General features: G+C 41.1%; 18 protein-coding genes and 1 pseudogene. 8 read left to right on the top strand and 11 right to left on the bottom strand.

All coding sequences use genetic code 11. The annotated features are described in order from the left end of the window. The first annotated feature begins 317 nt into the window (after nucleotides 1-317). The gene (locus BP621_RS15580) at nucleotides 318-1,553 is read left to right on the top strand and encodes an ABC transporter permease (RefSeq protein ID WP_292391531.1); all 1,236 of its coding nucleotides are present in this window, start codon (nucleotides 318-320) and stop codon (nucleotides 1,551-1,553) included. Between the two features lie 27 nt (nucleotides 1,554-1,580). Here the strand turns inward: BP621_RS15580 and BP621_RS15575 are convergent, their stop codons facing one another. From BP621_RS15575 to BP621_RS15560, 4 genes and pseudogenes are all read right to left on the bottom strand, one after another. Next, entirely contained in the window at nucleotides 1,581-3,260 is a 1,680-nt protein-coding gene (locus tag BP621_RS15575; RefSeq protein WP_292391530.1) for a vWA domain-containing protein, read from the bottom strand. A gap of 293 nt (nucleotides 3,261-3,553) precedes the next feature. Beyond that, a pseudogene (locus tag BP621_RS15570) lies at nucleotides 3,554-4,335 on the bottom strand (transposase). A gap of 184 nt (nucleotides 4,336-4,519) precedes the next feature. Further along, nucleotides 4,520-5,869, bottom strand: coding sequence for a nitrogenase component 1 (locus BP621_RS15565; RefSeq protein ID WP_292391529.1), 1,350 nt, complete (start codon nucleotides 5,867-5,869; stop codon nucleotides 4,520-4,522). A gap of 12 nt (nucleotides 5,870-5,881) precedes the next feature. Beyond that, nucleotides 5,882-7,426 carry a nitrogenase component 1 gene (locus BP621_RS15560; RefSeq protein ID WP_292391527.1) on the bottom strand — a complete coding sequence of 515 codons (1,545 nt, stop codon included), beginning with the start codon at nucleotides 7,424-7,426 and terminating at the stop codon, nucleotides 5,882-5,884. A gap of 966 nt (nucleotides 7,427-8,392) precedes the next feature. Here BP621_RS15560 and BP621_RS15555 point away from each other — a divergent pair. From BP621_RS15555 to BP621_RS15525, 7 genes are all read left to right on the top strand, one after another. Next, complete coding sequence (locus BP621_RS15555; RefSeq protein WP_292391526.1) at nucleotides 8,393-9,784, top strand: hypothetical protein; 1,392 nt, start codon at nucleotides 8,393-8,395, stop codon at nucleotides 9,782-9,784. Between the two features lie 395 nt (nucleotides 9,785-10,179). After that, nucleotides 10,180-11,094, top strand: coding sequence for a nitrogenase iron protein NifH (locus tag BP621_RS15550; RefSeq protein WP_292391525.1), 915 nt, complete (start codon nucleotides 10,180-10,182; stop codon nucleotides 11,092-11,094). A 543-nt stretch (nucleotides 11,095-11,637) separates the two neighbouring features. After that, complete coding sequence (locus BP621_RS15545) at nucleotides 11,638-11,877, top strand: hypothetical protein (protein ID WP_292391523.1); 240 nt, start codon at nucleotides 11,638-11,640, stop codon at nucleotides 11,875-11,877. A 282-nt stretch (nucleotides 11,878-12,159) separates the two neighbouring features. After that, the gene (locus BP621_RS15540) at nucleotides 12,160-12,414 is read left to right on the top strand and encodes a winged helix-turn-helix transcriptional regulator (protein WP_292391521.1); all 255 of its coding nucleotides are present in this window, start codon (nucleotides 12,160-12,162) and stop codon (nucleotides 12,412-12,414) included. A gap of 482 nt (nucleotides 12,415-12,896) precedes the next feature. Further along, a complete protein-coding gene (locus BP621_RS15535; protein ID WP_292391520.1) occupies nucleotides 12,897-13,739 on the top strand; it encodes a fumarate hydratase in 843 nt (280 codons plus the stop codon). Then, the gene (locus tag BP621_RS15530; protein ID WP_292391519.1) at nucleotides 13,739-14,314 is read left to right on the top strand and encodes a FumA C-terminus/TtdB family hydratase beta subunit; all 576 of its coding nucleotides are present in this window, start codon (nucleotides 13,739-13,741) and stop codon (nucleotides 14,312-14,314) included. The genes BP621_RS15535 and BP621_RS15530 overlap by 1 nt, the downstream gene beginning before the upstream one ends. Further along, nucleotides 14,307-14,441, top strand: coding sequence for a hypothetical protein (locus BP621_RS15525; RefSeq protein ID WP_292391518.1), 135 nt, complete (start codon nucleotides 14,307-14,309; stop codon nucleotides 14,439-14,441). The genes BP621_RS15530 and BP621_RS15525 overlap by 8 nt, the downstream gene beginning before the upstream one ends. 114 nt (nucleotides 14,442-14,555) lie before the next feature. Here BP621_RS15525 and BP621_RS15520 read toward each other — a convergent pair whose 3' ends face one another. The 7 genes from BP621_RS15520 to BP621_RS15490 all read right to left on the bottom strand — a co-directional run bounded on the left by BP621_RS15520 (nucleotide 14,556) and on the right by BP621_RS15490 (nucleotide 22,176). Further along, on the bottom strand, nucleotides 14,556-14,831 hold the full coding sequence (locus tag BP621_RS15520) for an ArsR family transcriptional regulator (protein ID WP_292391517.1): 276 nt from the start codon (nucleotides 14,829-14,831) through the stop codon (nucleotides 14,556-14,558). A 261-nt stretch (nucleotides 14,832-15,092) separates the two neighbouring features. Further along, nucleotides 15,093-16,766 carry an MFS transporter gene (locus BP621_RS15515; RefSeq protein WP_292391516.1) on the bottom strand — a complete coding sequence of 558 codons (1,674 nt, stop codon included), beginning with the start codon at nucleotides 16,764-16,766 and terminating at the stop codon, nucleotides 15,093-15,095. Nucleotides 16,767-16,876: 110 nt separating this feature from the next. Then, nucleotides 16,877-17,257, bottom strand: a complete 381-nt coding sequence (locus tag BP621_RS15510; protein WP_292391514.1) for a hypothetical protein — start codon at nucleotides 17,255-17,257, stop codon at nucleotides 16,877-16,879. 37 nt (nucleotides 17,258-17,294) lie between these two features. Further along, the gene (locus tag BP621_RS15505; protein WP_292391512.1) at nucleotides 17,295-17,864 is read right to left on the bottom strand and encodes an HdeD family acid-resistance protein; all 570 of its coding nucleotides are present in this window, start codon (nucleotides 17,862-17,864) and stop codon (nucleotides 17,295-17,297) included. A gap of 768 nt (nucleotides 17,865-18,632) precedes the next feature. Further along, on the bottom strand, nucleotides 18,633-19,598 hold the full coding sequence (locus tag BP621_RS15500; protein ID WP_292391510.1) for a DMT family transporter: 966 nt from the start codon (nucleotides 19,596-19,598) through the stop codon (nucleotides 18,633-18,635). A 102-nt stretch (nucleotides 19,599-19,700) separates the two neighbouring features. Next, nucleotides 19,701-21,392 carry an adenosylcobalamin-dependent ribonucleoside-diphosphate reductase gene (locus BP621_RS15495; protein WP_292391508.1) on the bottom strand — a complete coding sequence of 564 codons (1,692 nt, stop codon included), beginning with the start codon at nucleotides 21,390-21,392 and terminating at the stop codon, nucleotides 19,701-19,703. Nucleotides 21,393-21,708: 316 nt separating this feature from the next. Further along, on the bottom strand, nucleotides 21,709-22,176 hold the full coding sequence (locus tag BP621_RS15490) for a peptidylprolyl isomerase (RefSeq protein WP_292391507.1): 468 nt from the start codon (nucleotides 22,174-22,176) through the stop codon (nucleotides 21,709-21,711). Nucleotides 22,177-22,306: the final 130 nt, after the last annotated feature.

Raw genomic sequence — 22,306 nt, 5'->3', positions numbered from 1 at the left:
CTGCAGCAGGAGGTCCGGGAGGTCCAGGTAGAAGTGGCGGTTTTGGTTCATATGTGTTTTTCATCGTGGTAATAGCGCTTGCAGGTGGAGCATTTGTTTACCGCAAGAAAATACAGAAAAAAATGAATGCAAGAAAATAGAAACAGTCCGGATACAAAAAGCCTGAATATCAGAGCTGAAAAAGCACATCAATGGCAACCCTTTTGAAAAAAGGGTTGATCGAAAACCCAGCAAGAAAACATGAAGGCGTGATAAACCGGCGCAACGGTTTCCGCAAACCTATAAAGGTTTGAGCAAAAAGGAACGGAGGATGTAGGATGAGAAATTCAACCTACCTAAAAATGGGTCTAAATATGCTTGTGCACAGTAAACTGCGAAGCTGGCTGACCATTATCGGGATAGTTATAGGAGTAGGATCTGTAATTGGCATTATCTCTCTGGGAGATGCCATGCAGGCAAACGTACAGAGTAAGCTATCAGATTTGGATCTGACAACGATAACAATAAGCCCCGGGTATACCAAGGCATCATCCAATATGCATATGCATGGTCCTGCTGGCATGGGGGGTGGTGCATCAACAGATGCAGAATTAACAAAAGATGATATTAACGCGCTTCGAGGCCTGGATAGTATACAACATATTGAAGGAGAAATTTCAGGCAGAGAAGCGATTAAATATGCAGGACAAAACGCAACCCTTCCAATTACAGGTGTTGATCCTCAAGTCTGGAAATACATGACTACACTGAAAACGCAATCAGGAAGATTACTGGAACCAGCTGATAAGAATGTTGCAGTCATAGGAAGCGATGTTGCCAATGAAATTTATGATCAGAAGATCGGGGTTAACCAGGTAATAACTGTAAACGGCAAAGCAGTTCGCGTTGTTGGAATCCTGAAAGAAGAAGGCATGGGGGGTGACTCAAGAATCTACATGCCAATCGATGGGGCAGTGAACCTTGTTACAGATGCAAAAAAAGATGTTTATGATAGCATATCTGTAAAAGCCAAGAGTGAAGATCAGGTAGATGAATTAACGACGGAAATCGAAAAAAAACTTATGATCTCAAGACACATTAATAAGGAAGATGATAGGGATTTTTCCGTAACAGCGTCAAAATCGTTGGCTGATTCGGTTACTGAAATGATGAGTTCGATGACTCTCTTCCTTGGCGCCATTGCAGCTGTGTCCCTGCTTGTAGGGGCTGTCGGTATTGCCAACACTATGTTTACCTCGGTTCTCGAAAAGACAAAGGAAATAGGAACTATGAAAGCCATTGGGGCAAAAAATAGGGATATTCTTATGATTTTCCTGTTCAATTCAGCAATGGTAGGTCTTGTTGGTGGTATCCTTGGAGTTATTCTGGGAGCCTTTGTTTCATCTGGCCTCCAAGCAACGATGGGAGCCGGTATGACATCAGGAAATGGATTAAGCATTCCTCTGATGTTTGAGGGACTTAGCCTTGCAGTTTTGATAGGGGTGATCTCTGGGGTTGTCCCTGCGTATAGGGCTTCGAAGCTGAAACCAGTAGATGCATTAAGGTACGAATAAAAGGAAAAGAAGGGAATCAACCCTTTCTTAATTTTCTGCTTTATTGGAGTCTGAGGCTTTCTCTTCTGTGAATTCGATTAGCCTTACAAATCCGCCGCAACCTTCAGAATCCAGTTCTATTTCTACAAAATAGGTATAATCCGAGATTTCAGACAGCCCGCCTGCTCCGCTGCTGCTTACGATCAGCGAATAGATCTTTGCGTTATACTTCTTTTTTGTTTCTTCCCAACGGGATAGGACCAGTTCGTCAGAAACTTCGGATTTGCCATCAGTTATAAAGAGCAGGTCTGCCCCCTGAAAATCCTTTTCTTTCAAAGACTTAAGGCCTGAGGCAAGGGAAGTATTGAAGTCCGTTCCTCCGCCGAAGGTATAGAGCAGGAAATTCAAAAATTTTTTGGACATTCTTTTCCTGCCGCTGAGCTCGATTTCCAGGTGCTGATTTGTCGAGGCAAAAAGGATAACTTTCATGTCCCTCTGCTGGGAAAGCATCCGTTTTGCCATAGCCAGCACTGCAGACTTCGCCAGAGTCTGGGGAGCTCCGTGCATGGACCCGGAAGTATCCACAAGTACAATCATCGGGCCCTTGGGTTTTATGCTAGGAGGGCCGGTATAGTGCTTACCAAGTAGCTGGTAGCTCAGGAGCTTTCCTTCAAGCATGTCCGCATAGAACTTCTTTTTCAGGGAGGGGTTCAGGAGTTTTGCGGCTTCCATGGGTAGCAAGTTATTGATGGAGTCGGAAAAGCGCACGGTCTGGATCCGATTTTTTCCTAAAGGCGAGAGGCATATGCGGTTCGAGGGGGGATCAAACTCCCTCCTGCCTATGAAATCCACGATTTTTCTCAGGTCAGGGCTTTTTTCAAAAAAGGCCGAATAGTTTTTAAGCATTTTAAGCTGTACATAGAAAGGCTCTTTTTTAAGTTCTTTTACGGAATAGCTCCAGTTTCGCTGGGGAAATAGCAGGGCAAGCATATCGAAAAGCTCAAGGTTTTCTTCCATCTCCGAAACGAATTCGTTTATTCTGTGGTATAGTCCATACATTACTCTTTCCAGAAATTCCTGGTAGCCGTCAGTCTGCATGAAAGCCAGGACAGCATCGGCCAAGACAAGTTCTCCGGAATTTTTCATTGTTTGGAAATTCCTGCCTGAAAACTCCGCAGATTCCGCATTTTCCCACATGAGGAGGGTTTCTTTCAGGATTTCTTCAAATTGCCTGAGAATCTCATACATTCCGGTATCAAGTTCCTTAAGGTATTCTGCACCTGAAACACTGGCTGATTCTGAAAAGCGTTCCAGGATCTCATAAATCAGAGGCAGGAGAATTTTCAAGCTTGAAATTCCGGCTCCCCTGCTTTTCTTTGCGATTTTTCGGATTTTAGGCCATGGTTTTGAATTTCTCAGAGTAAGAAGGATCGGATAAAATGCTCCAAAAGTCTCTATAAACCTTTCAGGGTCCTTGATCTCATAAGGCTGCCCAAAGAGGACCTCAAGAGTGAGAATTTCGGCTATTTTTTCTCGCATTGGGCGGGGGATAGTTCGAGGAAAGGCTATTACGCTCCTTAAATCTCGTTCCAGGACAGCAACAGTTTGATTCTGGAGCAGAAGTAAATTCCGCAAGTCCTTATTTCCTGAGGCTTTATTCTCTGAAAAGGAGTAAGTTACAGATGAGGCTGCACCCGGATTATTCGTGAAATCCTCATAGCCTTCCATATAAAAACCTCATCTGTATCACTGAATCTAGTCATGAATTTATATTATTTACAATATTCTTATTTAGATGTAAAAGTAATAATAAACTTTTATTTTTGGGATTAGAAAGGATATATCTTTGAGAATTTTGATAACTTAATCGATTAACATGTTTCCTACAATACCAGCAATAGCTGTAGCTTGTACAGGAACTCCTAAACACTGAGTTAAAAGTGCAACTCTGGCTCCTATAGTCACGCCTTTAATTGTTGCAACAAAAAATACTTTATATCTCCTTGATTATAGTCCTTTACTCAACAGATTACACTTTTTATGTGCTGATGGAGCATTTCCATCCATTTCTTTGCAAATGACAATGTGTTTTCCGCTCTTCTAAATTCATTTTTGAGAATATTTCTTAAGTGTTATTTTGATTGAATAAATGTGGCAGATACTTTTTCTTTTAATTGTTTTCCAAATAAACTCTACAGGATTTAGGTCTGGTGAATAAGGTGGTAGAAACACCAGTATTATCCCTAACTTCTTGGCTTTGGTTACTGTTTTTGTTGCATGATGTGTTTTTGAATTATCAAGTATAAGTATTACGATTTTTCCTATATTCTCTTTGGCTATTTTTTTAGGAATTTAGAACATAAGGTTTAGAATGATATGTATTAAAGCTATGGAGAATAATTCCTATTTGCTTTTGTGAATATTCTATACCATATTTTTCTCTTATTAATCCGAAAACTTCTCTAGTAGTCCAATAATCCTTCTTTTTCAGTAAATTCCTTAGTTCTATAATTTGTTCATCACTAAGCTTAGATTTTCTTTTCCCACAAAAATTTGGAATAAAGGCTGCATAGCCGCCTTTATTCCAATCTTCCTGCCAATATATCCTGTTTTCTTAGTGACTCCAAGTTTAGTAGCAACTTCTTCAACAGAGTCTTCCAAATATCTGAATTTGACAAAATAAAGCTTTTCAAGGACTCTATAATTTTTTTTCGTGTGTAATCAAGGAGTTAAGCTCATCAAGAGTTACCTTTTGATCAATGAAAATTTGTTCTTTCCCCACCGTAAAAGGATATAACTTAATGGGTGTAATGGTTTACGTTAAGAACTATGATATTATATTCGCTGGATAATACACAGTAGTGTACAACTTGGAACCATTTTCACCGACGTACAAAATGAACCTAATTTGAAAATGAGTGGAAAAAGGAGGCTAGATCCACTCATAGAGATTATGCTCACAGAGGCAGTACTCTCAGAGGCAATAATCAAAGAGGCCCTGCGTATGTACTCATAACGTCTTCCACTAGAGTAAGCCCTCCACTGAACCCTGCGTAATTGTGTTCAAGTATCACGCGGTTATATGAAGGGAATGAAACCGTTAGATGTAGGGCATTAAACTCCGGACCGGATATAGGAGTTTCAAGAGAACTTGCAAGCAGGAACAAGAAATTCCTGTCTTTTAAATTTTCCCGAATCCGGTATGCGTCTACTTCATATATTATTTCAGGCCAGGCAGGGGTTTCAAGGCCGGTTGTCAGTTCCTCATTTATCAGTTTACGAGCTTCTTCAGGCGGATTATCCGTTATCTGAACAATATCAGGTAGATAACCCATCTCGTTTGCAAGGTATTTTGTAATGCTTACAGCCGAATTACTGTCTGCAACAACCGCAAAATAAGGATGCGGTCTGGTGATTAGGAGTATATCGCCGACAAACTCTGCAAATCTGTAAGCGCGTCTTTCCTCTTTGGCAATCAGATCTTCAATAACATCGGCTGAAACATCTAACCTTTCTCCTATAACTCTCAGGAATTCTGAGGTTTGCTTTGGCCCTATCGGTACTCCTGGAAAGGAGATATAAGGAGTATCGAACTTTTCTTCGAGTTTCTCTGCTGTTTTATGCCCTATCCAGCTTGAGAGAACAATATTATATTCAGCAGCCGGAATTTTTTTCAGATTCTCAAGAGCGTCAAATTCTCCTACAATCAGATTTGCCTTCAAGCCTATTCTTTCAAGCAGGGTTTTTATCTCCCTTGCTTCGCCCTTCCAGAATATGTGCTGGGAAGGCACTATCCCGAACACGTTTACCAATCCTTTTTCTTTCGGAGCCTTTTCAAGGAGCTGGTCGATCACAGCGTCGAAAAAGTACTCGTAGCCGTCGTATGAGGTTCCTGCAAATCCTGAGGTATTCACGTGTATGATTGGAACCTCAGGATTCTTTTCTTTATATCTTCTGATAACTGCTCCCACATCATCTCCTATAAGTGAAGGGACACAGCCAGAGATGACTGCAAATACTTCTCCATTTATAAGTTCTACCGTTGATTCAATAAGCGCTTCAAGTTTTTTCTCGCCGCCGAAAATCACATGCTCCTCAACTAAAGAGGAACAGGGTGTGCTTGTTCCACCGTACGGACCTCCGGCATTCTGGCCACCACCGTAAAATTGACCAAAAAGCTGCCCTATTCCACACCCTGCCCCGGAATGGAGTATGGGAACAACTCCAAATATACCTACTGCTGTTGAATAAGCTCCCGCGAGTGCGCAAGAGTAACGTGGTGCTTCAATAGCACCTGATATAACATTATTTGTCTCTAAAGGTTCACTTATTCCCATAATTACACCTATTTACTCCTCTGCTTTAAGATAATACAGTGAATTTGGCTGTTTGTACCACCAGTCTTTATACGTACTCAGCGTCTTTTCTTTCATAGTCCGCTGATAAGAATGGCTTTTTAGTGACTGCAAAAGGAAGTTTCCAAATGCTATCGCTCCCGTATAGCCGCTCTGGGTACTCCAGGGGTGTGCATCGGACCTCAAGGCATGCACCCTTGTTACACCCTTGTCGCGCTTGAATGCACCTCCCTGGAACGGGCAGGTCATTGCGATATCGGGATTTCTATGGTTTGTTATATGTGTCTGTTCTGCAGCCTGGAAGGTATTTACCAGAATGTCAAAGTCTCCCATCTGGGCGAGCAATTTTTCAAGATCCTTGAGGATGAGGTTGTCAAAATCCTGGCACATTGCAGCTGAGGACTTAAGTCCAATTTCGTCAAAGTACGGGACCTGAGCCAGAAGTCTTCCCTGCCCAAGTGCACCCAGCACTTCTACTTTCTCTCCATTGCCTTTGAAATTTTCAAATTCCTGCCTGATTGCCTTGAGTTTCGGAATCCATTTTTCGTGTTCTTCTTTGATCAGGGCTTCTATTTCCCTTTCTTTTCCAGTGTGCCTCCCGATTTCCCTCAGCCACTCATCGGTATTGGCAACTCCCATTGGTGAGGGATAGAGGAAATAAGGAACTCCATATTCCTGCTTAAGCCCACGTGCGAGATAGTCAGTGTAAGTTGGGCACAAAGGTGCAGTAACTGCAGCTTCGGAAAGCTGTTCAAACTGATCTACAGATGCAAATTCAGGGACAAAGTTAACTCTCAGACCTACTTTTCCCAGCAGACGTTTTATTTCCAGCCTGTCCTGCCAGGTATAGGAGAGCATACTTGCCACATTTACCAGATCTTCCTGTTTTTTTTCCGGCTTTTTGACAAGGTATTTTAGGACTGCATGCCAGAAGGCATCATAACCTGTCTGGACAAGCTTTGATCGTGAGCCTTCACAGTGAATAGGGACTATTGTTGCTTTTATTTCGGGTTGGACCTGTGAGACAACCCCTTCTATGTCCTCTCCGATTATTCCTGAAGTACAGGACGTAAGTATAAAGATCGCTTTAGGATTGTACCGTCTCTCGGCTTCCTTTATTGCTTCCCTGAGCTTTTCACCGGCACCGTAGACCACATCTCTTTCGCCAAGATTTGTTGTCATCCAGTGGAGATCGTAATTTGCAGGACGGCCAAGTTCAACAGGCACGTGTCTGTAGAGTTCACGGTAGCCGAGTGCTGCAGACGAGCAGCCAACAGGTGCGTGATATATAGCCACAGCGTCACGGATTGTTCCGATCCTTACTGAAAGATAGAAGTTCAGAACACAACCACTTGACTGCTGAAAATTCCTTTCTCTCTGCCTCAGGCAGCCTGAACGGGCTTCTTTTGCAAGGTCACTTGCTTTTCCATACCAGACATTTATACCGTTCGCCCTCTGTTCTCGGTTGGGACATGTAGCCCGTGATAGGTCGATTCTTTCCTCGATCAGTTCATTTTCAGTAAGTTCTGTTCTTGACATTAATATTACTCCGTAAGAGACCTGTTTTTCTTAGTGAATTTGTCTCCAGTATGTTTTGCTCCTGGCATCATCTCCTCCATTCGCATTAATGGATATATAAATCGGGAAATCAGCAAAAATGTAAGCTAGTTTCTCATTATCCGAATTTTTGCGGCAAAAAAGAAAGTTTAGGAATAATTTAGTATTTTGAATCAGATGCAGATGCATAAGATTCATCTGAATAATATCCGACTTAGTACCTTAGATTATAACAGGACTTGTTCCGGTTCTGGATTAACTTGTTAATCTACACCTGAGCCAGAGGGGAATTTCTCAGTTTTCTCTCACTACGCCACAAGGGCTAGAGGCCTGCTTGCTGTTTAAGAAAATAATAACTGAAAACCAGTATCGCAGGTAACAAGATGAGATTATGAAGAAAAACGTCTCGATTCGAAGGTTAGAGGAGTTGTTTTACTTAACTCCAGAAACCGATTTTTAATTCACAGCTGATATAGAACGCCTCCGCCAGCTAGCCTGGCGGCCCTTCGAAAAAAAGAAGAATATTGTAAAGATTATAAAGTACAGATGATTAAATGGACACTATATATACTAAGATAATTAATCACAAGAAGTTCGTTTCATTTGATCAATATATGTTACCTGATAACATTCAGGTTGAAGATATATGTCAATGTCTTGAATTTCTTTCTCCTCGGGTACTTATACTACATGGTTCTTCAGTTTCAAAAAAAAGATATTCTCCTTTTGGAGAGAGTGACTTAGATATTATATGTGTCACTGAAAAATGTGGATTTTGGAATATGAATCATCTATATGAAAAGTTTCGTGAGAATACTAAATGTATGCCAATTAAAATCGATTTATCAATATTAACCTGTAGTAGGTTTCTTTCAGTTTTAGAAGAAAATAATTCAGCGTTGGGAGACTCGCTAAAAAATGGTTTTACACTTTTGTGGAGAGATTAACATGGATTGCCAAAAGTTAGTTGACTATTGGATTAAACAACATAATGAAAAATATTCAGAATATATTTTTAAGGAACAGGAACCTAGATACGATTTAAAAAACTTTTTTTTAAACTCATATTATCTATTTAGAAGATTTGGGGAAGGTTGGGAAACATACATAGATGGTTATAATGACCTGTTTAGAAGAGACCCTTCAAGTGATTACTATAAGTATAGGGATCCTTTTGAAGAAGATCAAGAGAGAAGAAACTCTTTAGAATGGACTAGTCTATTTGAGATCATAGCTAACGTTGGTTTTCCATATAATCAGTCTGCGAAAGATAATCTATTAAAATATTCAACAAATTATTTAAAACATGCAACAGTCAGCCCAAATTCTCAATGGGTAGATTTTATGCTTTCATCAGCAGTAGCAAATTTACCAGAGTGTTTCGTTTTTTTGAAAGATTGGATTCCCCAGCAAATACCAAAATATGTAGAATCTCAATGCAGTCCTCACCAATATATGGCGTATTTAAATGCATTAAAAAATTGTGACAACCATAGTTCTCTGAAAGAGAAAATTACTATTGAATTAATGAAATGGATAAAATCTCCATCAGGTACTCCAGACCGTCAGATAATTGTTTGGGCTAGATTAATTACAAGATTAGACTGGCTACCGGAGTTCATTAAACCTGACGTTAAAGAAGAAATTCAGAACAATTTTTTAAATACTTTAAATTCAATTTATAGTGTGCTATGGCATTATTCTCCAATGATTTTAGAAGCGTACTATGTCTGTAGTAACCAAGATATACAAAATGATATACTGCGTAATGCAGGTAATGAGTTAACTCCCTCCTTTTTCTTTAAATTGCATGATATATTCCCATTTATTAGCTCATCTAATGAGGCTTTAGAAGTAGCAGGTGAAGTTGTAAAAGTAAAAGAAAAATGTGGACATCCTTCAAAAGAAAATTGTAAATTATGTATGGAGACTAAAAAAGATGACTGTTGGATTAGGATAATCTCAAAACTAACTTCTACAGAACCAAGGTTGCATTCAGGATATGAAATCGCGGATGCAGTTATTTACGAATATCAGCGTGGAACCTATATTGTGATGAAGGCTGATCGTATTACAAAGCAAATAGGCGAAGGTGATGTTTTATTCCGCCAATGTGTTTTGCTTTTTTCTAAACCCTACGCTTTAGTTTTATACTTGAATCCATATGAGACAGCTCCATTTGTGATTGAAAATATCAGAACAGCAGCTGAAAGCAGTGCTCAAAACCCAAAATTCGGAGTAATTAATGGTAAATATGTAAGACAATTATACGCTGAATATAAACGACGGGAAGAAGGGGGAAAGTTTACTGAAGAAAAACCTAGTTTATTCGATTTCTGATCTTTCCTGAACCAATGATATGAGACATTTCTTGATTTATGTCACATCCTCCTTGAGTAGATATAAATAAATCTGCCTTCAGAGTGCGTTTACTCTCGTACATGTCCAGACAGGTATTAGGGAAACACTCCAATATAAACTTCTTCGTGACGGGAGTGAACCAGTGCTGGATAAGTTAGAAGGTGACAGATTTAGCCGATTTGTCGGTATCAAGTCTGCTCCAGTGAACTTCCCAAGTTGAAAAAATCCAATCCGTTATTCAAAAAGCAACATATTAAGTGAAAAATATATGAAATTTTTGCCGCAAAATTAAGAAAAACAGAATTTCGATGTCAATTATTGCTGAAGTGTAAGCTTATAAATTGTATTTGCTTGTTTTCCCGTATGGTGATGAAATGGCAAAAGCAAGAAACATCGCAATATATGGAAAAGGCGGTATCGGTAAATCAACTACCTCATCAAATCTTTCAGCGGCTCTTTCGGACCTGGGCCTTACAGTAATGCAGATTGGCTGTGATCCTAAGAGTGACTCCACAAATAATCTGAGGGGAGGCAAATCGATTCCTTCAGTTCTTGATGCTATGAGAAGCGGGAAAAGAATTGAGATCAGCGACATCGTCTATGAAGGCTTCAATGGAATTCTCTGTGTGGAAGCAGGAGGCCCGGAGCCTGGAGTCGGATGCGCTGGCAGAGGTATTATTACTGCAATCGAACTCTTAAGGCAAAAACACGTCTTTGAGGAGTTTAACCCTGATGTTGTAATCTATGACGTGCTTGGAGACGTCGTCTGTGGAGGATTCTCTATTCCTATCCGTGAAGGGGTTGCAGAACAGGTCTACACTGTTGCATCCTCTGATTTCATGGCAATCTATGCAGCAAATAATCTCTTCAAAGGAATAAGAAAATATGCAAACAATGGCGGTGCGCTGTTCAGTGGCATAATTGCAAATTCAATGAACCAGCCGATTCAAAAAGAGATAATAAATGATTTTGCACGTCAGACAAAAACAACAATCGCAGGGTATGTACCTCGTTCACTTGATGTTACAAGGAGTGAACTCAGAGGACAGACTGTAGTTGAACATGCACCTGATTCTGAGCAGGCTGAGATATATAGAGAACTTGCAAGAGGCATTTTGAATAATAATAAGAAATATGTCCCTGCGCCTCTTGAGTCTGAAGAACTCAAAACATGGGCTGAAAGCTGGTCAGATATACTCCTCAGGGAGCGTGAACAGGAACATGGGCATGAAGGAAAAGTGAAAAGCAGTAGCATTGAAGAAGGAACGCCAATAAGTTCGGAAGCATGAGATACTTAAAATTCGGCTCTGTAGAAATCTCTTCAAATCGACAGAAACGGATCAGATCCAATTATTGAGATCCAACTCACGTCTTGAGTTACGGGTATTTGAGGTTTCTCCAACCAGAAGATTTCTACAAAGTCTAAAATTTGTATCTCAAACTCTTTACATAAATTTCTAACTAATTATAAATCCCAAGCTCCTGTTGTAAATTGCTCGTATAGCAGGAGTTTTCGAACTTACAGTTTTTAACTCTATGAACTTACTCTTCGTCGGGGCATTGGGACATTCTGTACCTTTTTCTATTCGTTTTTTGCTAACAACGATTGCTTTTTTTAAATAATTCCGCCGGAAATTCTAGTCATTTATTCGTTATATGGACAAAACACTTTTATATCTTAAGAATTAATTGTATTCACAATTGTGAACAATAGAAATTACAAATTCACAATTGTGATGTTTATGAAGATACAAAATTGAAAATCATACATTGCGGTAGAAATAATGGGATTAAGTGAGCGAAATCTAAAGCAAAACAAAAGTTACCGAGTTATGATCGATTCGGAGGGAATAGGCCACATTAGAATAATCAGACGTATTAACATGAAAACTCTAATTGAAGTTTTCAAGGAGCTTTACCTTGAGCTTAAAAAAGATCCTGTAAAAAAACCGCATATAAAGACATACATTTCCCATTCAATCTACGAAGAGATGTCAGATAATATGAAACACTTCCATGACTTTGCAGTCTCATGTATGGATGGAACATTTGAATTGATTGTTATTAGCTAATTACTGTCTTAGCTAATTTTTCGTTTCCAGGCTTTTTCCTTATTAAAAAGGAAAGTAGGCTCGATTTTTCGAGTATTCTACATCTGAGATACTGGATGGCACAATTGTATAATAATTACTTCTTAAAAGGGCTAATTTTGGAATATTAGATACTAAAATATCCGTTTTGTACACACAAACGGAATTTGGGCCAAAAGGTTTAAAAACAAAGAACTCTTCTATGACAATGGTGATTCACTATGAGGGATCGTTTTTGTTGAAAATGAATCTATAAACAACAATGTGAATGAAATTAGCTACGAAAAACTTGAGAAACTGCCCCCGTCGGCAAAGCTGGTATTTAAAACCCTTGAAGCCAAAGGGCAGATGACACAGAAAGACATAATTCGTGAAACGATACTTCCTTCACGCACAGTAAGATATGCAATAAACAGGCTAAAAGAAGAACAGATTCTGATGGAACGCTTTTACTTCCTCGATTCACGTCAGAGCCTTTATGAAATAAAAAAACCTGTAAATCAGGTTCTTGCAGTATGAATTAAAAAATGCTCTTCTGTATAAGGATCAAACTTTATTGTATATCCAAATCCTTAATCTTTGAGGCACATAAGCCTCTAATTTTTTAAGATCATCTTTAATGTTTTTACTCTTTTTGCTGTTTAAATACAATGAATCCCGAATATACTTTAATCTGATTTCCGCAGATGTACGTTTATTTTCACAATTATTCCTGCTACTGTTTTCTGAATTTTTATAAAAACTACTCTGCTGCTTTTTGACTAATCCCTATGCAAATGCAAAATACTGTTCAGGATAGAACTCCATTATACCAGACAGCTTAAAAGTTTCACAACTTCCGGGCGCTCGATATTTAAACATTAAAAACAAAAAAGCGCTTCGGAACTTATCTCATAAGGAGCTTATTTCATAAAGCGCTCACTGCGTATCCTGTACATGATATATATTCATGCCTGCCCTTTGTTCTAAAGAATTCATTTCTCCTATACAATGGTGATCTTTTGTCTACAAAAATTAGCCGTGAAAGTTTTATCCGGTCTATCGCAGACCTTTTAAGAAAAGCGGAAATCGAGCTTCCTGATGATGTAATGAACGCGCTCAGGAAAGCTGAAACCACAGAAGAAAATCAGGTTGCAAAATCCCAGCTTCAGGCAATCCTGAAGAACCTTGAAATTGCAAAAAAGCATGGAGTTCCCATGTGCCAGGACACGGGAATTATGATCTTTTTTGTGGAAATCGGGAGCGAATTTCAGCCAGGTTTTGACCTTGAGGCTGCAATCAGGGAAGCAGTGGTCCTTGCAACGGCTGAAATACCTCTCCGGCCGAACGCAGTCGATCCCCTGACCCGAAAGAACAGCGGAAACAATACAGGGGTCGGAATTCCGGATATTCACTGGAAACTCATTCCCGGAAACCAATTAAAGATCACAGCTGCTCCTAAAGGCGCAGGTTCGGAAAATATGAGTGCGTTGCGTATGTTTAACCCTACAGAAACCGGAAGTATCAAAAATTTCGTGCTCGAAACCATAGTGAACGCCGGAGGAATGCCCTGTCCTCCTCTGACCATAGGAGTCGGTATTGGGGGTTCTTTTGATGCGGCAGCCAGGCTTGCAAAAGAAGCCCTGCTTGAGCCACTTGACGCCCCGATGGAGGGATTGGAAAGAGAAATCTTTGAGGCTGTAAACTCCCTAGGGATAGGCTGTATGGGGCTTGGCGGTAGCACAACTGCTCTTTCAGTGCACATGAAAACTGCTCACTGCCACACAGCATCCCTTCCGGTTGCAGTGAATATCCAGTGCTGGGCGAACCGACATGCCTCGGTTGTGTTTGGGAGGGATGAATAATGGAATATCACCTGCAAACTCCGCTGAAGAAAGAAGATATAGAGAAACTCAATGCGGGAGATATTGTCTATATCTCAGGAGAAATCCTGACAGCCCGGGACGAAGCTCATGCCAGAATTCTCGAGATGGGAGAAAAGAAAGAGGAGCTTCCTTTTTCCCTGGAAGGTGCTGTAATTTATCACTGCGGCCCCCTGATGCAACAAACCGAAAACGGCTGGAAAGTGATATCAGCGGGCCCAACAACCAGCGGCAGGATGTCAAAAATGACGCCTTCTCTTCTGAAAGCTCACGGAGTTCGGGCAATCATCGGAAAAGGAGGAATGAAAGGCGTAACTGATGCCTTAAAGAGCAGATGCGTCTATCTGGCTTATACAGGCGGATGTGCAGCCCTTGCCGCAGAATTAATCAAAGAAGTAAAAACCGTCCACTGGCTTGACCTTGGAATGCCTGAAGCTGTCTGGGTGCTCAGGGTGGAGGAGTTCGGGCCTCTTATTGTAGGAATTGACACAAAAGAAAAGGATATTTTTGCAGAGGTAAGAGAGAAAGCTCAAAAACAGCTTGAAAAACATGAATAAACTTTTAAAAGTTCTAAAAAGCAGGGATAAAGTTCTAAAAAGCTTGAAAAACAGGGACAAATTCCTGAACGGCTTGAAAAACAGGGATAAACCTGGTACTTATTCATTAGCTGGCAGCAGAGATTGAGAGTGGCAGGAATGTCTTATCCGCATCTTTACCTCATTCTTGAATGGGCTAACGGATTCGTAGATTCAGGAAAAAGGTTTAGCAAAGCTAAGTTAGAAATATCTCTAAGACAGCTTAATTGAAATCATTTTCAAGCTGCCTTAAAGCCTTTACAAGAGACTCCACTTTTCGGACAATAATTTTCCCAAACAGGGAAAGCTCATACATTTTATCATGCTGAATCACGAGCCCTTTTTCCTTTAGCTTTTTAAGCTGGGGCAGGATCGCGACCGAATTTGTATCAAGCTCATTATTGATCTCTTCAATGGTCTGGGGCTTTTCTTTGAGGAGGAGAAGCAGGTCTGTTCTTTTTTCGGAAGACAAAAGGATTGTGATCAGGTTAGATCTCATCATGCCTAGTTTATAAAAGATAAATATATATTTTTCGTCCTTAAATTAAAATCCTGTAATAAATTAGTTCAAAGATTTTGCTGGCAGAAAAGTCCTGTTTTTCAAATTGAATTGCCATAAGAATGAAAACAGTTTTTACTCTCAATATACAGATGGAAAAGAAAAATATTTTTTATCCTGATGTTTTTAACCATGATAAAGTTTAGAAATAATTCTTCCAGCCGTAAATAATCTTTTAAAATTTCTCAAACTGCAGGCATTTCACCGCTCAGTTTGCGAGGGAACCAGAATTTCGGGCGGCAGAAAGATCGAAGCAATTATACCGAATATTGCAAAAATAACCAGCCCCCAGAGGGAAGCTTTTATCCCATGAATGCGAGCGATCTCGTTGATTCTCAGGACCTCCTGTGAAAGGTCAGGAGGAGCATCTTCCAGGATAGCTGTTAGTTCTTCATTGCTCAAAAAACGGGCGTTTTCCTCTACCGCCAATATCACGGAGGGCTTGAGATCCTCTAGAATAACAGTACTGTCATCGATAAGGGTAGTGGCTCCTCCAACCAGACCCACAACGACGATGGAACCCATCAGGGCAGTCCCAATAGCCATACCCAGGTTCTGGGAAGTGCTCATAAGGGCAGCTGTCTCGCTTGTCCTTTCAGGAACTACCTGAGAGAGGGCGAGATTCATTATCTGGGATACTATAACTCCCACGCCTATACCTATTAAGGCAAAACCGGTCAGCAGGGCAAGCCCTCGAACCTCCACATTAATGGTTTCAATAACCAGTAAAAGCCCTGTGATAAGTACTAGTAGCCCAACCTGGATGATACGCTTTGGGGCTATGCGGGCAGATAACCTGGATGCTGTAAGTGAAGCAATTAAAAGTGGTATGGAAAGGGGGAGGTAGAGAAAGCCTGTTTGCATAGCGTTGAGACCCAGGGCAATCTGGAGGAAAAGAGCCATGCTGAACAGGAAACCTCCGATAAGAACAGTTTGAATCATCTGGACAAAAATGCCTGAAGTAATCCCGCGGTCCCTGAGTACATCGAGCCTTACGAGTGGCATCTTCCCCAGAGTAATGACGTGAAATTCCCAGAAGGCAAAGCACAGCAAGATAATGCCTCCTGCTGCAATAAATACCGGGGTAGGAGAAAGCCCGAACGGAGAAATTTCAATCCCTCCTATTAAGAAGGGCTGACGGGCCTTCCACCAGCCATAAGTCCCTGCCAGCAATATCCCAAAAACAATAAGCCCCATTCCCAGCGCAGAAATTATCGAGCCGACTATATCCAGCCTGGGTTTTTCTTCAGTCTCAAGGGGTGCATCCAGAATATACCTGCTTAACAACAGGAGAATGAGTACGATCACTACCTCCCCGCCAAAGGCAAGCCTCCAGGTGTACTCCGTTGTCAGCCAACCTCCTATAATGGGCCCGAGGGCAATCGCGCTTGCAACGATTCCCCCTAATATGCCATAAGCAAGAGCACGGTCCTTTCCGCTGTAGTTTGAAGTCACGAGCGTCTGGATAGCAGGCATGACAAGGGTAGCTCCTAGCCCTTCAAAGATTGACCAGCCTATAAACAGCACAACCATTGTCGGGCTGATTGCAGTCAGGAAAGAACCAGTGCCGTAGATGATCAGTCCTGTCCTGAATGCCTTTTTTCGGCCAATAATGTCTCCAAGCTTTCCCCCGGTAATCATAAACGATGCCATTACAAGAGAATAGAGTGTAATGGCAGCCTGGACAGTGGTAACGTTAGTGTCAAAATCTTCGATAAGCGTAGAAATAGAGACATTCATTATTGTCGTATCAATAACAAGCACAAACATTGCAAGCACGAGTGCAGCAAGTACAGTCTTTCTTTCTATGTTAACGCCTCCTATAAGTTGATATAAGGCACAACAAAGGCGCAATATCTGCAGGAAAAAGCTCACCTCATTCTATTTACATCCAGGAGACCTAGGAATTAAAGCAAGAGCAGGATGGCATGAACTTTTTTGATTGCCTTAAGAATCGTAACCTATACCACCTGCGTCTTTACTCCTTAATCTGTCCCAAATGCCCCTCTCACTCCAGGCAGCATGATATAGATGATAATGAGGGTATTCACGAGGACTGAAAAATTCACATCATACCATGAACCTCCAGTAACCAGTACCACAAAATCAATGCACAGATTGAATATCGTAATAACAGCCAGAAACATCCAGGCTTGCTGTTCCACCTGCCAGAGCATCTGAGCCAGCCACACCCATATGTAGACGAGCAGGCCGTACAGTAGTGCATACCAGATACTGAAAATACGGCCCTCAATTACCCCTAAAAAAGGCAAAAAGCCAAGAAATCGAAGCATTACAATAGCGTTTAAAAACGCCAGAACAACAGCTACAAAGGCCAGTATAGTGACACCAATAGGTCTTTCCATAATCGAATCTCTCCTCCCTGTCCTGTAATAGCCTGCTTCAGGTCCTCATTCTTAAGCCCCAGATAAGTGACCCGATTCCCCCGATAATAAGGAAAAAGCCGAACATCCATGGCAAAAACAAGACTCCTACCAGAGAATTGGTTAAAAGAAGAAGACCCAAAATTATAGTAAGGATACCGATAATTCCTATTCCCCATCCTCCTCCTTTAAGGGCCAGGGCAATTTTTACGATCCCATTAATAATAGCCCATACCCCTATGAAAATAACGAATAATGTAAGGACTACGAAAGGACTGTAGATTGGGTACATCAGTATGACAACTCCTGCAATAATGCTCAGGATGCCCGAAAGCAACTTCCATACCCTATTGCCCGAGAATATCAGTGCTCCTATGACAGAAAGGATTCCTTCTGCTAGCCAGAAAATACCAAGAATCTGTATAAGAAAGACAGTGGTTGCTGCAGGCCTGTATAAGAGGAATAAGCCTACAAGGATGGCAATGATCCCTTCCAGAAGGACAACCCACCAGGGCACCTGCAGTATTTCGTATTCGATAGTGCTATTATAGTTAGTTGACTGTTCCGTAACATCAACTGGTTGTTCCATAAAATTTATCTCCCCGACTATTTTGTACTTAAACCATACTTTCTGTGGCCAGAATATAGACATAAACACAGATAAGGAGCTATCCCTTATCTGAATACAGGATTTCATGTTTCTAAATGGCCTATATATTATACTTAGAGGGATAGCCAGAGTCAAAGAGAGTATAGCCTTCGCTCCCTGCACATTTGACCACATACAAAGTAGTGGTATATATAATAATATATAATCTATTTAATATAAATCCATGTATTATTAATTTTTAAAAAACTTTTTAGTTAAAAATCAAAGCTGCGCTGGCGCACCCCGCTGCAAGTAAAGGGGTATGTTCGCGCCACCGCTCCAAATTCTGTCAAAGGAAATAATAGCCCAAAACAATTTAGTTTGAGCAGAAGTTAACAACCAAAAAATGGAGTTGGTAAATTATATTATCATCAACGATTACCGGGGAAGTTTTCCATCCCCGCAGTAAGCTAGCAGGGTATTCGACTGAAATAAATGTTCGATAACGATATATAAAAAAGAAAATAAAAGAGAAAACAGGTAAACAATAGCCCCCTTTTAATTTCTTCATTTCGAGAAGGCTTGTAATTCCTTTCTTTCTGTATCTTTTAAGTTCTTTGAGTATTTCTGGATAAATTTTAGGTTCTGCTGCACTTGCTTCATTAATAAGAAACGCTGAAAGGAAGAGAAGGAGAGAAGGAAAAATAAAGGAAAGAAAAAAGAATAGGAAGAAAAGAAAAAGGAAAGATAGAGCTCAAAGATAAAGTCTTATTTACTCTGTGCTCTTAAAAACGGCTTTTTCCTGACAAAAGTCCTTTTGCCAAAGGCTGTTTTCTCCCGAAAAACTAATTTTTTCAGGGAAACCGAATCATCGAGGCTTATTACAATTGCCGCAGCAAGGATGAAAATACAGCCAGTAATCATCCCGTTGTGAATCGGGTTCCCGAGTACCGTGTAGTCGAAGAATATACAGGAAACCGGCTCAAGTAGGGTAAGGATGCTGCCCGTAATAGCACTCACGCCTGTTACACCCCTTATATAAAACACTGCCCCTATACCTGTAATCAGTACCCCGAAAAGTATAAGAACTGGAAGGTTTGCAGTAAGCACATCCCGTGGAACGGAAATCGCAAAGGGTGAAAGGAAGAACAAGCTGATTGTACTCTGCCAGAAGAGCTGGGTAAGCCCGTTATATTCATCTCTGAGATAGCGAACCGAGATTATTACGCCGCTGCTGAAAAGACCTCCTGTAAGCCCGAATAGCACTCCTTTTAGATAATTACTGCCAAACTCAAGCTGTTCGAAGCCTCCTTCCGGCCTTGTTACATAGAAGACTCCTATTAGGCCAAGGAAAAGAGCAAGAATAGTTTTTCCCGTGTTCTTTTCTCCCAGCAGCAGAGGGGCAAGAATAGTCAGATAAATCGGATCCGTATAGAGCAGCAGAACGGCTGAAGAAGCTCCAAGATAACGAATTGCCGAATAATAGGAAAACATCTGTGAAACATACAGAATTCCCAGGAGAAGCAGATACTTTTTCTTTCTTTTTAGAGCAAGTTGGTTTAAATTTCCGGTAATTGCAAGATAAAACAAAAGGGCTGTGAGTCCGAAGAACAGTCTGTAGAAAATAATTGAGCCTATGGACATGTCTTCCAGCTGTTGCATGTAGATTCCGACGGTACCGTAAATGATGCAGGCGACTAGCAGTTCAAGGTGATGTTTAAAAGTGTCAGTCATAGATTATTTAGAGGGACCGAGTGTATATATATTTTTAGTAAGATAACACTTTTTAATATTTATTATGCAGTTTGGGGCACAGATTTCTTTAGAGACTCCAGTTCAGTTTTCAGGTTTTTGAAGGCTGAGTACCACATGCTGCCTGCTTCCGGTCCTGTAGATAGTAAGCCCCTTGAGTCCCTGTTTCCAGGCATAAATCAAAGCCTGCTTTATATCCTCTTTTCCTGCGGAATAAGGCATATTGATAGTTTTCGAAATTCCTGCATGACAGTGTCGTTGAAACGCGGCCTGCATATCAATATGAGCATTCCAGTCAATGTCAAGCGCAGATCTGAAAAGCTGCTTTTCCTCTTCGCTTACAAGTTCCGGATTTTCCACAGTCTGCATGGTACCGTATTTATAGACATGCTCAAGAAGCCGGTTATAGTCAGCTTCTGGCAGTTTGGATTTGAAATGCGCCCTAAAAAACGGATGAACAAGCATAAATTCCCTGCCTACGGTCTGGGCCCGCCTGTAGACCCAGCTGAAAACAGGTTCGATTCCTGCCGAGCAACCGGCAAGAATGCTTATCGTGCCTGTCGGAGCTACTGCAGTTAATGCAGCATTCCTCATTGGAAGTTCCCATGTGGAATCCTCATATTCGGGAAAACTTTCTTTTTCCGCAGCGAGTTTCCTTGATTCCCTGATCGAAGCCCAGGTAACCTGTTCCATAAGTTTTTCCGCAAGCTCGAGGGCTTCCCGTGAATCGTACGGCAGCCCGAGCTTTAAAAACATATCGTGAAGCCCCATTACCCCAAGCCCTACTTTCCGGGTCCTCTTAGTTGCAGCCTCGATATCCGGAACAGGATATGTATTCTTATCAATTTCGTTATCTAGAAAACGGATAGCTTTTCCGGCTACTTCCCTAAGAAAGTCCCAGTTTACTTTTCCGTCGATAACGAAAAGGGAAAGATTTATGCTGCCCAAATTGCAGGCTTCAAAAGGCAGAAGCGGTTCTTCCCCACAGGGATTTGTGGCCGAGATATCTCCAAGTGCGGGCGTGAAGTTATCCCTGTTTATTCGGTCATAAAAAAGAATGCCCGGTTCGCCGTTTCTCCAGATTCCTTCTACAATCTCGGAAAATATATGCTCGACTGTCACGCTTGTTTGCCTGTTCCAGACTTCGCCAGCCTTATCTGTTTCAACAAGTTCCATGAAAGCGTCAGACACCATAACCGAGAGATTGAAATTACTCAACTCTCCTTCGACATGCTTTGCCCTGATGAAAGAAAGAATATCGTTGTGGGAAATATCAAGGATGCCCATATTGGCACCACGGCGCCTTCCAAATCGTTTTACGATCTCAGTTGCCTCATTGAAAAGTTTCATGACAGCTACAGGGCTACTCGTCGCGTCCTCGCTACAGGAGCTGGGAGAACCTTCAGAGCGTATTTTTGAGAAATCAAAACCTGTGCCTCCTCCGGTTTTCTGGATCAGAGCTGCAGTTTTAATCGAATCGAAGATTTCCTCTACCCTGTCCTCCACAGGAATTACAAAACAGGCTGCGAGCTGTCCGAGCTCAGTGCCCGCATTCATGAGCGTTGGCGAGCTCGGAAGAAAAATCTTTCTGACCATGAGGTCTTTGAAATCGAGATACTCTTCCTCAGTTACTGCAATTGCCTTAGCAACTCTCTCGCAGACATCCTCCCAATCCTTTTCCCCTTCACGCAGATACCTGGCTTTAAGGGTTTCACTTGCCAGAAAATCCAATCCCTCTTCTATTTCCCACACAAAAATCTCTTCTCCTGTGAACATTCAGCAGGCTTCATCAGTCTCCGATAAAAGAAATTATATTCTAATTAGGCGGGCTTTTTTATCATTGTATCCGAAAATATGATCAGAAATAGTGAGCAGAAATTGTGATCAGAAATAGTGGCCATAAATGACGGTTAGAAATGATGTCAGAAAGAGTGTATAGAGAAAATAATTAGATGTGAAAATTAAAAATAATAGATAAATATAAAAATCGAAAGTAGAAATATGGGAAATAAAAAATAGAAAGCATAAAAGATAGAAAGCTGGAAAGCTAGGAAAAATAAAAGGTAGGAATCGACCTGAAATATCAGAAATTTCAGACTAGTTCAGCCTTTATAATTTTTACTTCGGTTTTCGGGCGGTCTTGGCGGTCAGTTTTTACTTTTCCGATAGAATCCACTACATCCATGCCCTCTACTACCTTTCCGAACACAGGGTGCATCCTGTCAAGATGATTATTGTTCACAAGGTTGATAAAGAACTGGCTGCCGCCTGTGTTCGGGCCTGCATTTGCCATAGATATAGTCCCCCTATCGTTCCGGTTATGGCTTGTGAATTCATCTGGAATCTCATAACCTGGCCCGCCCATACCTGTACCTGTCGGGTCTCCCCCCTGGATCATGAATTTGTCAATCACCCTGTGAAAAATAACTCCGTCATAGAAGCCTTTCTCCACAAGTTTTGCGAAATTTCCCGACGTAATCGGCATGTCCTCAAAGAGTTCAATTGTTATATCACCCATAGTGGTACGGAGAACCACTTTCTTTCCTTTCCATACAGCCATTGATTTTCCTCTGCCAGTCATCCAGTTTTATTTTTATTTTAGCCTTTCTTTTTGTCGGCTTTTCGTGGACTCTATGCTCACCTTACATGTAAATGCTTCGCTGCCCGAGTTCCGTCACCCGAGTCCCGTC

The organism is Methanosarcina sp. UBA5 (assembly GCF_002505485.1).
GTDB lineage: Archaea > Halobacteriota > Methanosarcinia > Methanosarcinales > Methanosarcinaceae > Methanosarcina.
This window is presented reverse-complemented; position numbering and strand designations above follow the sequence as displayed.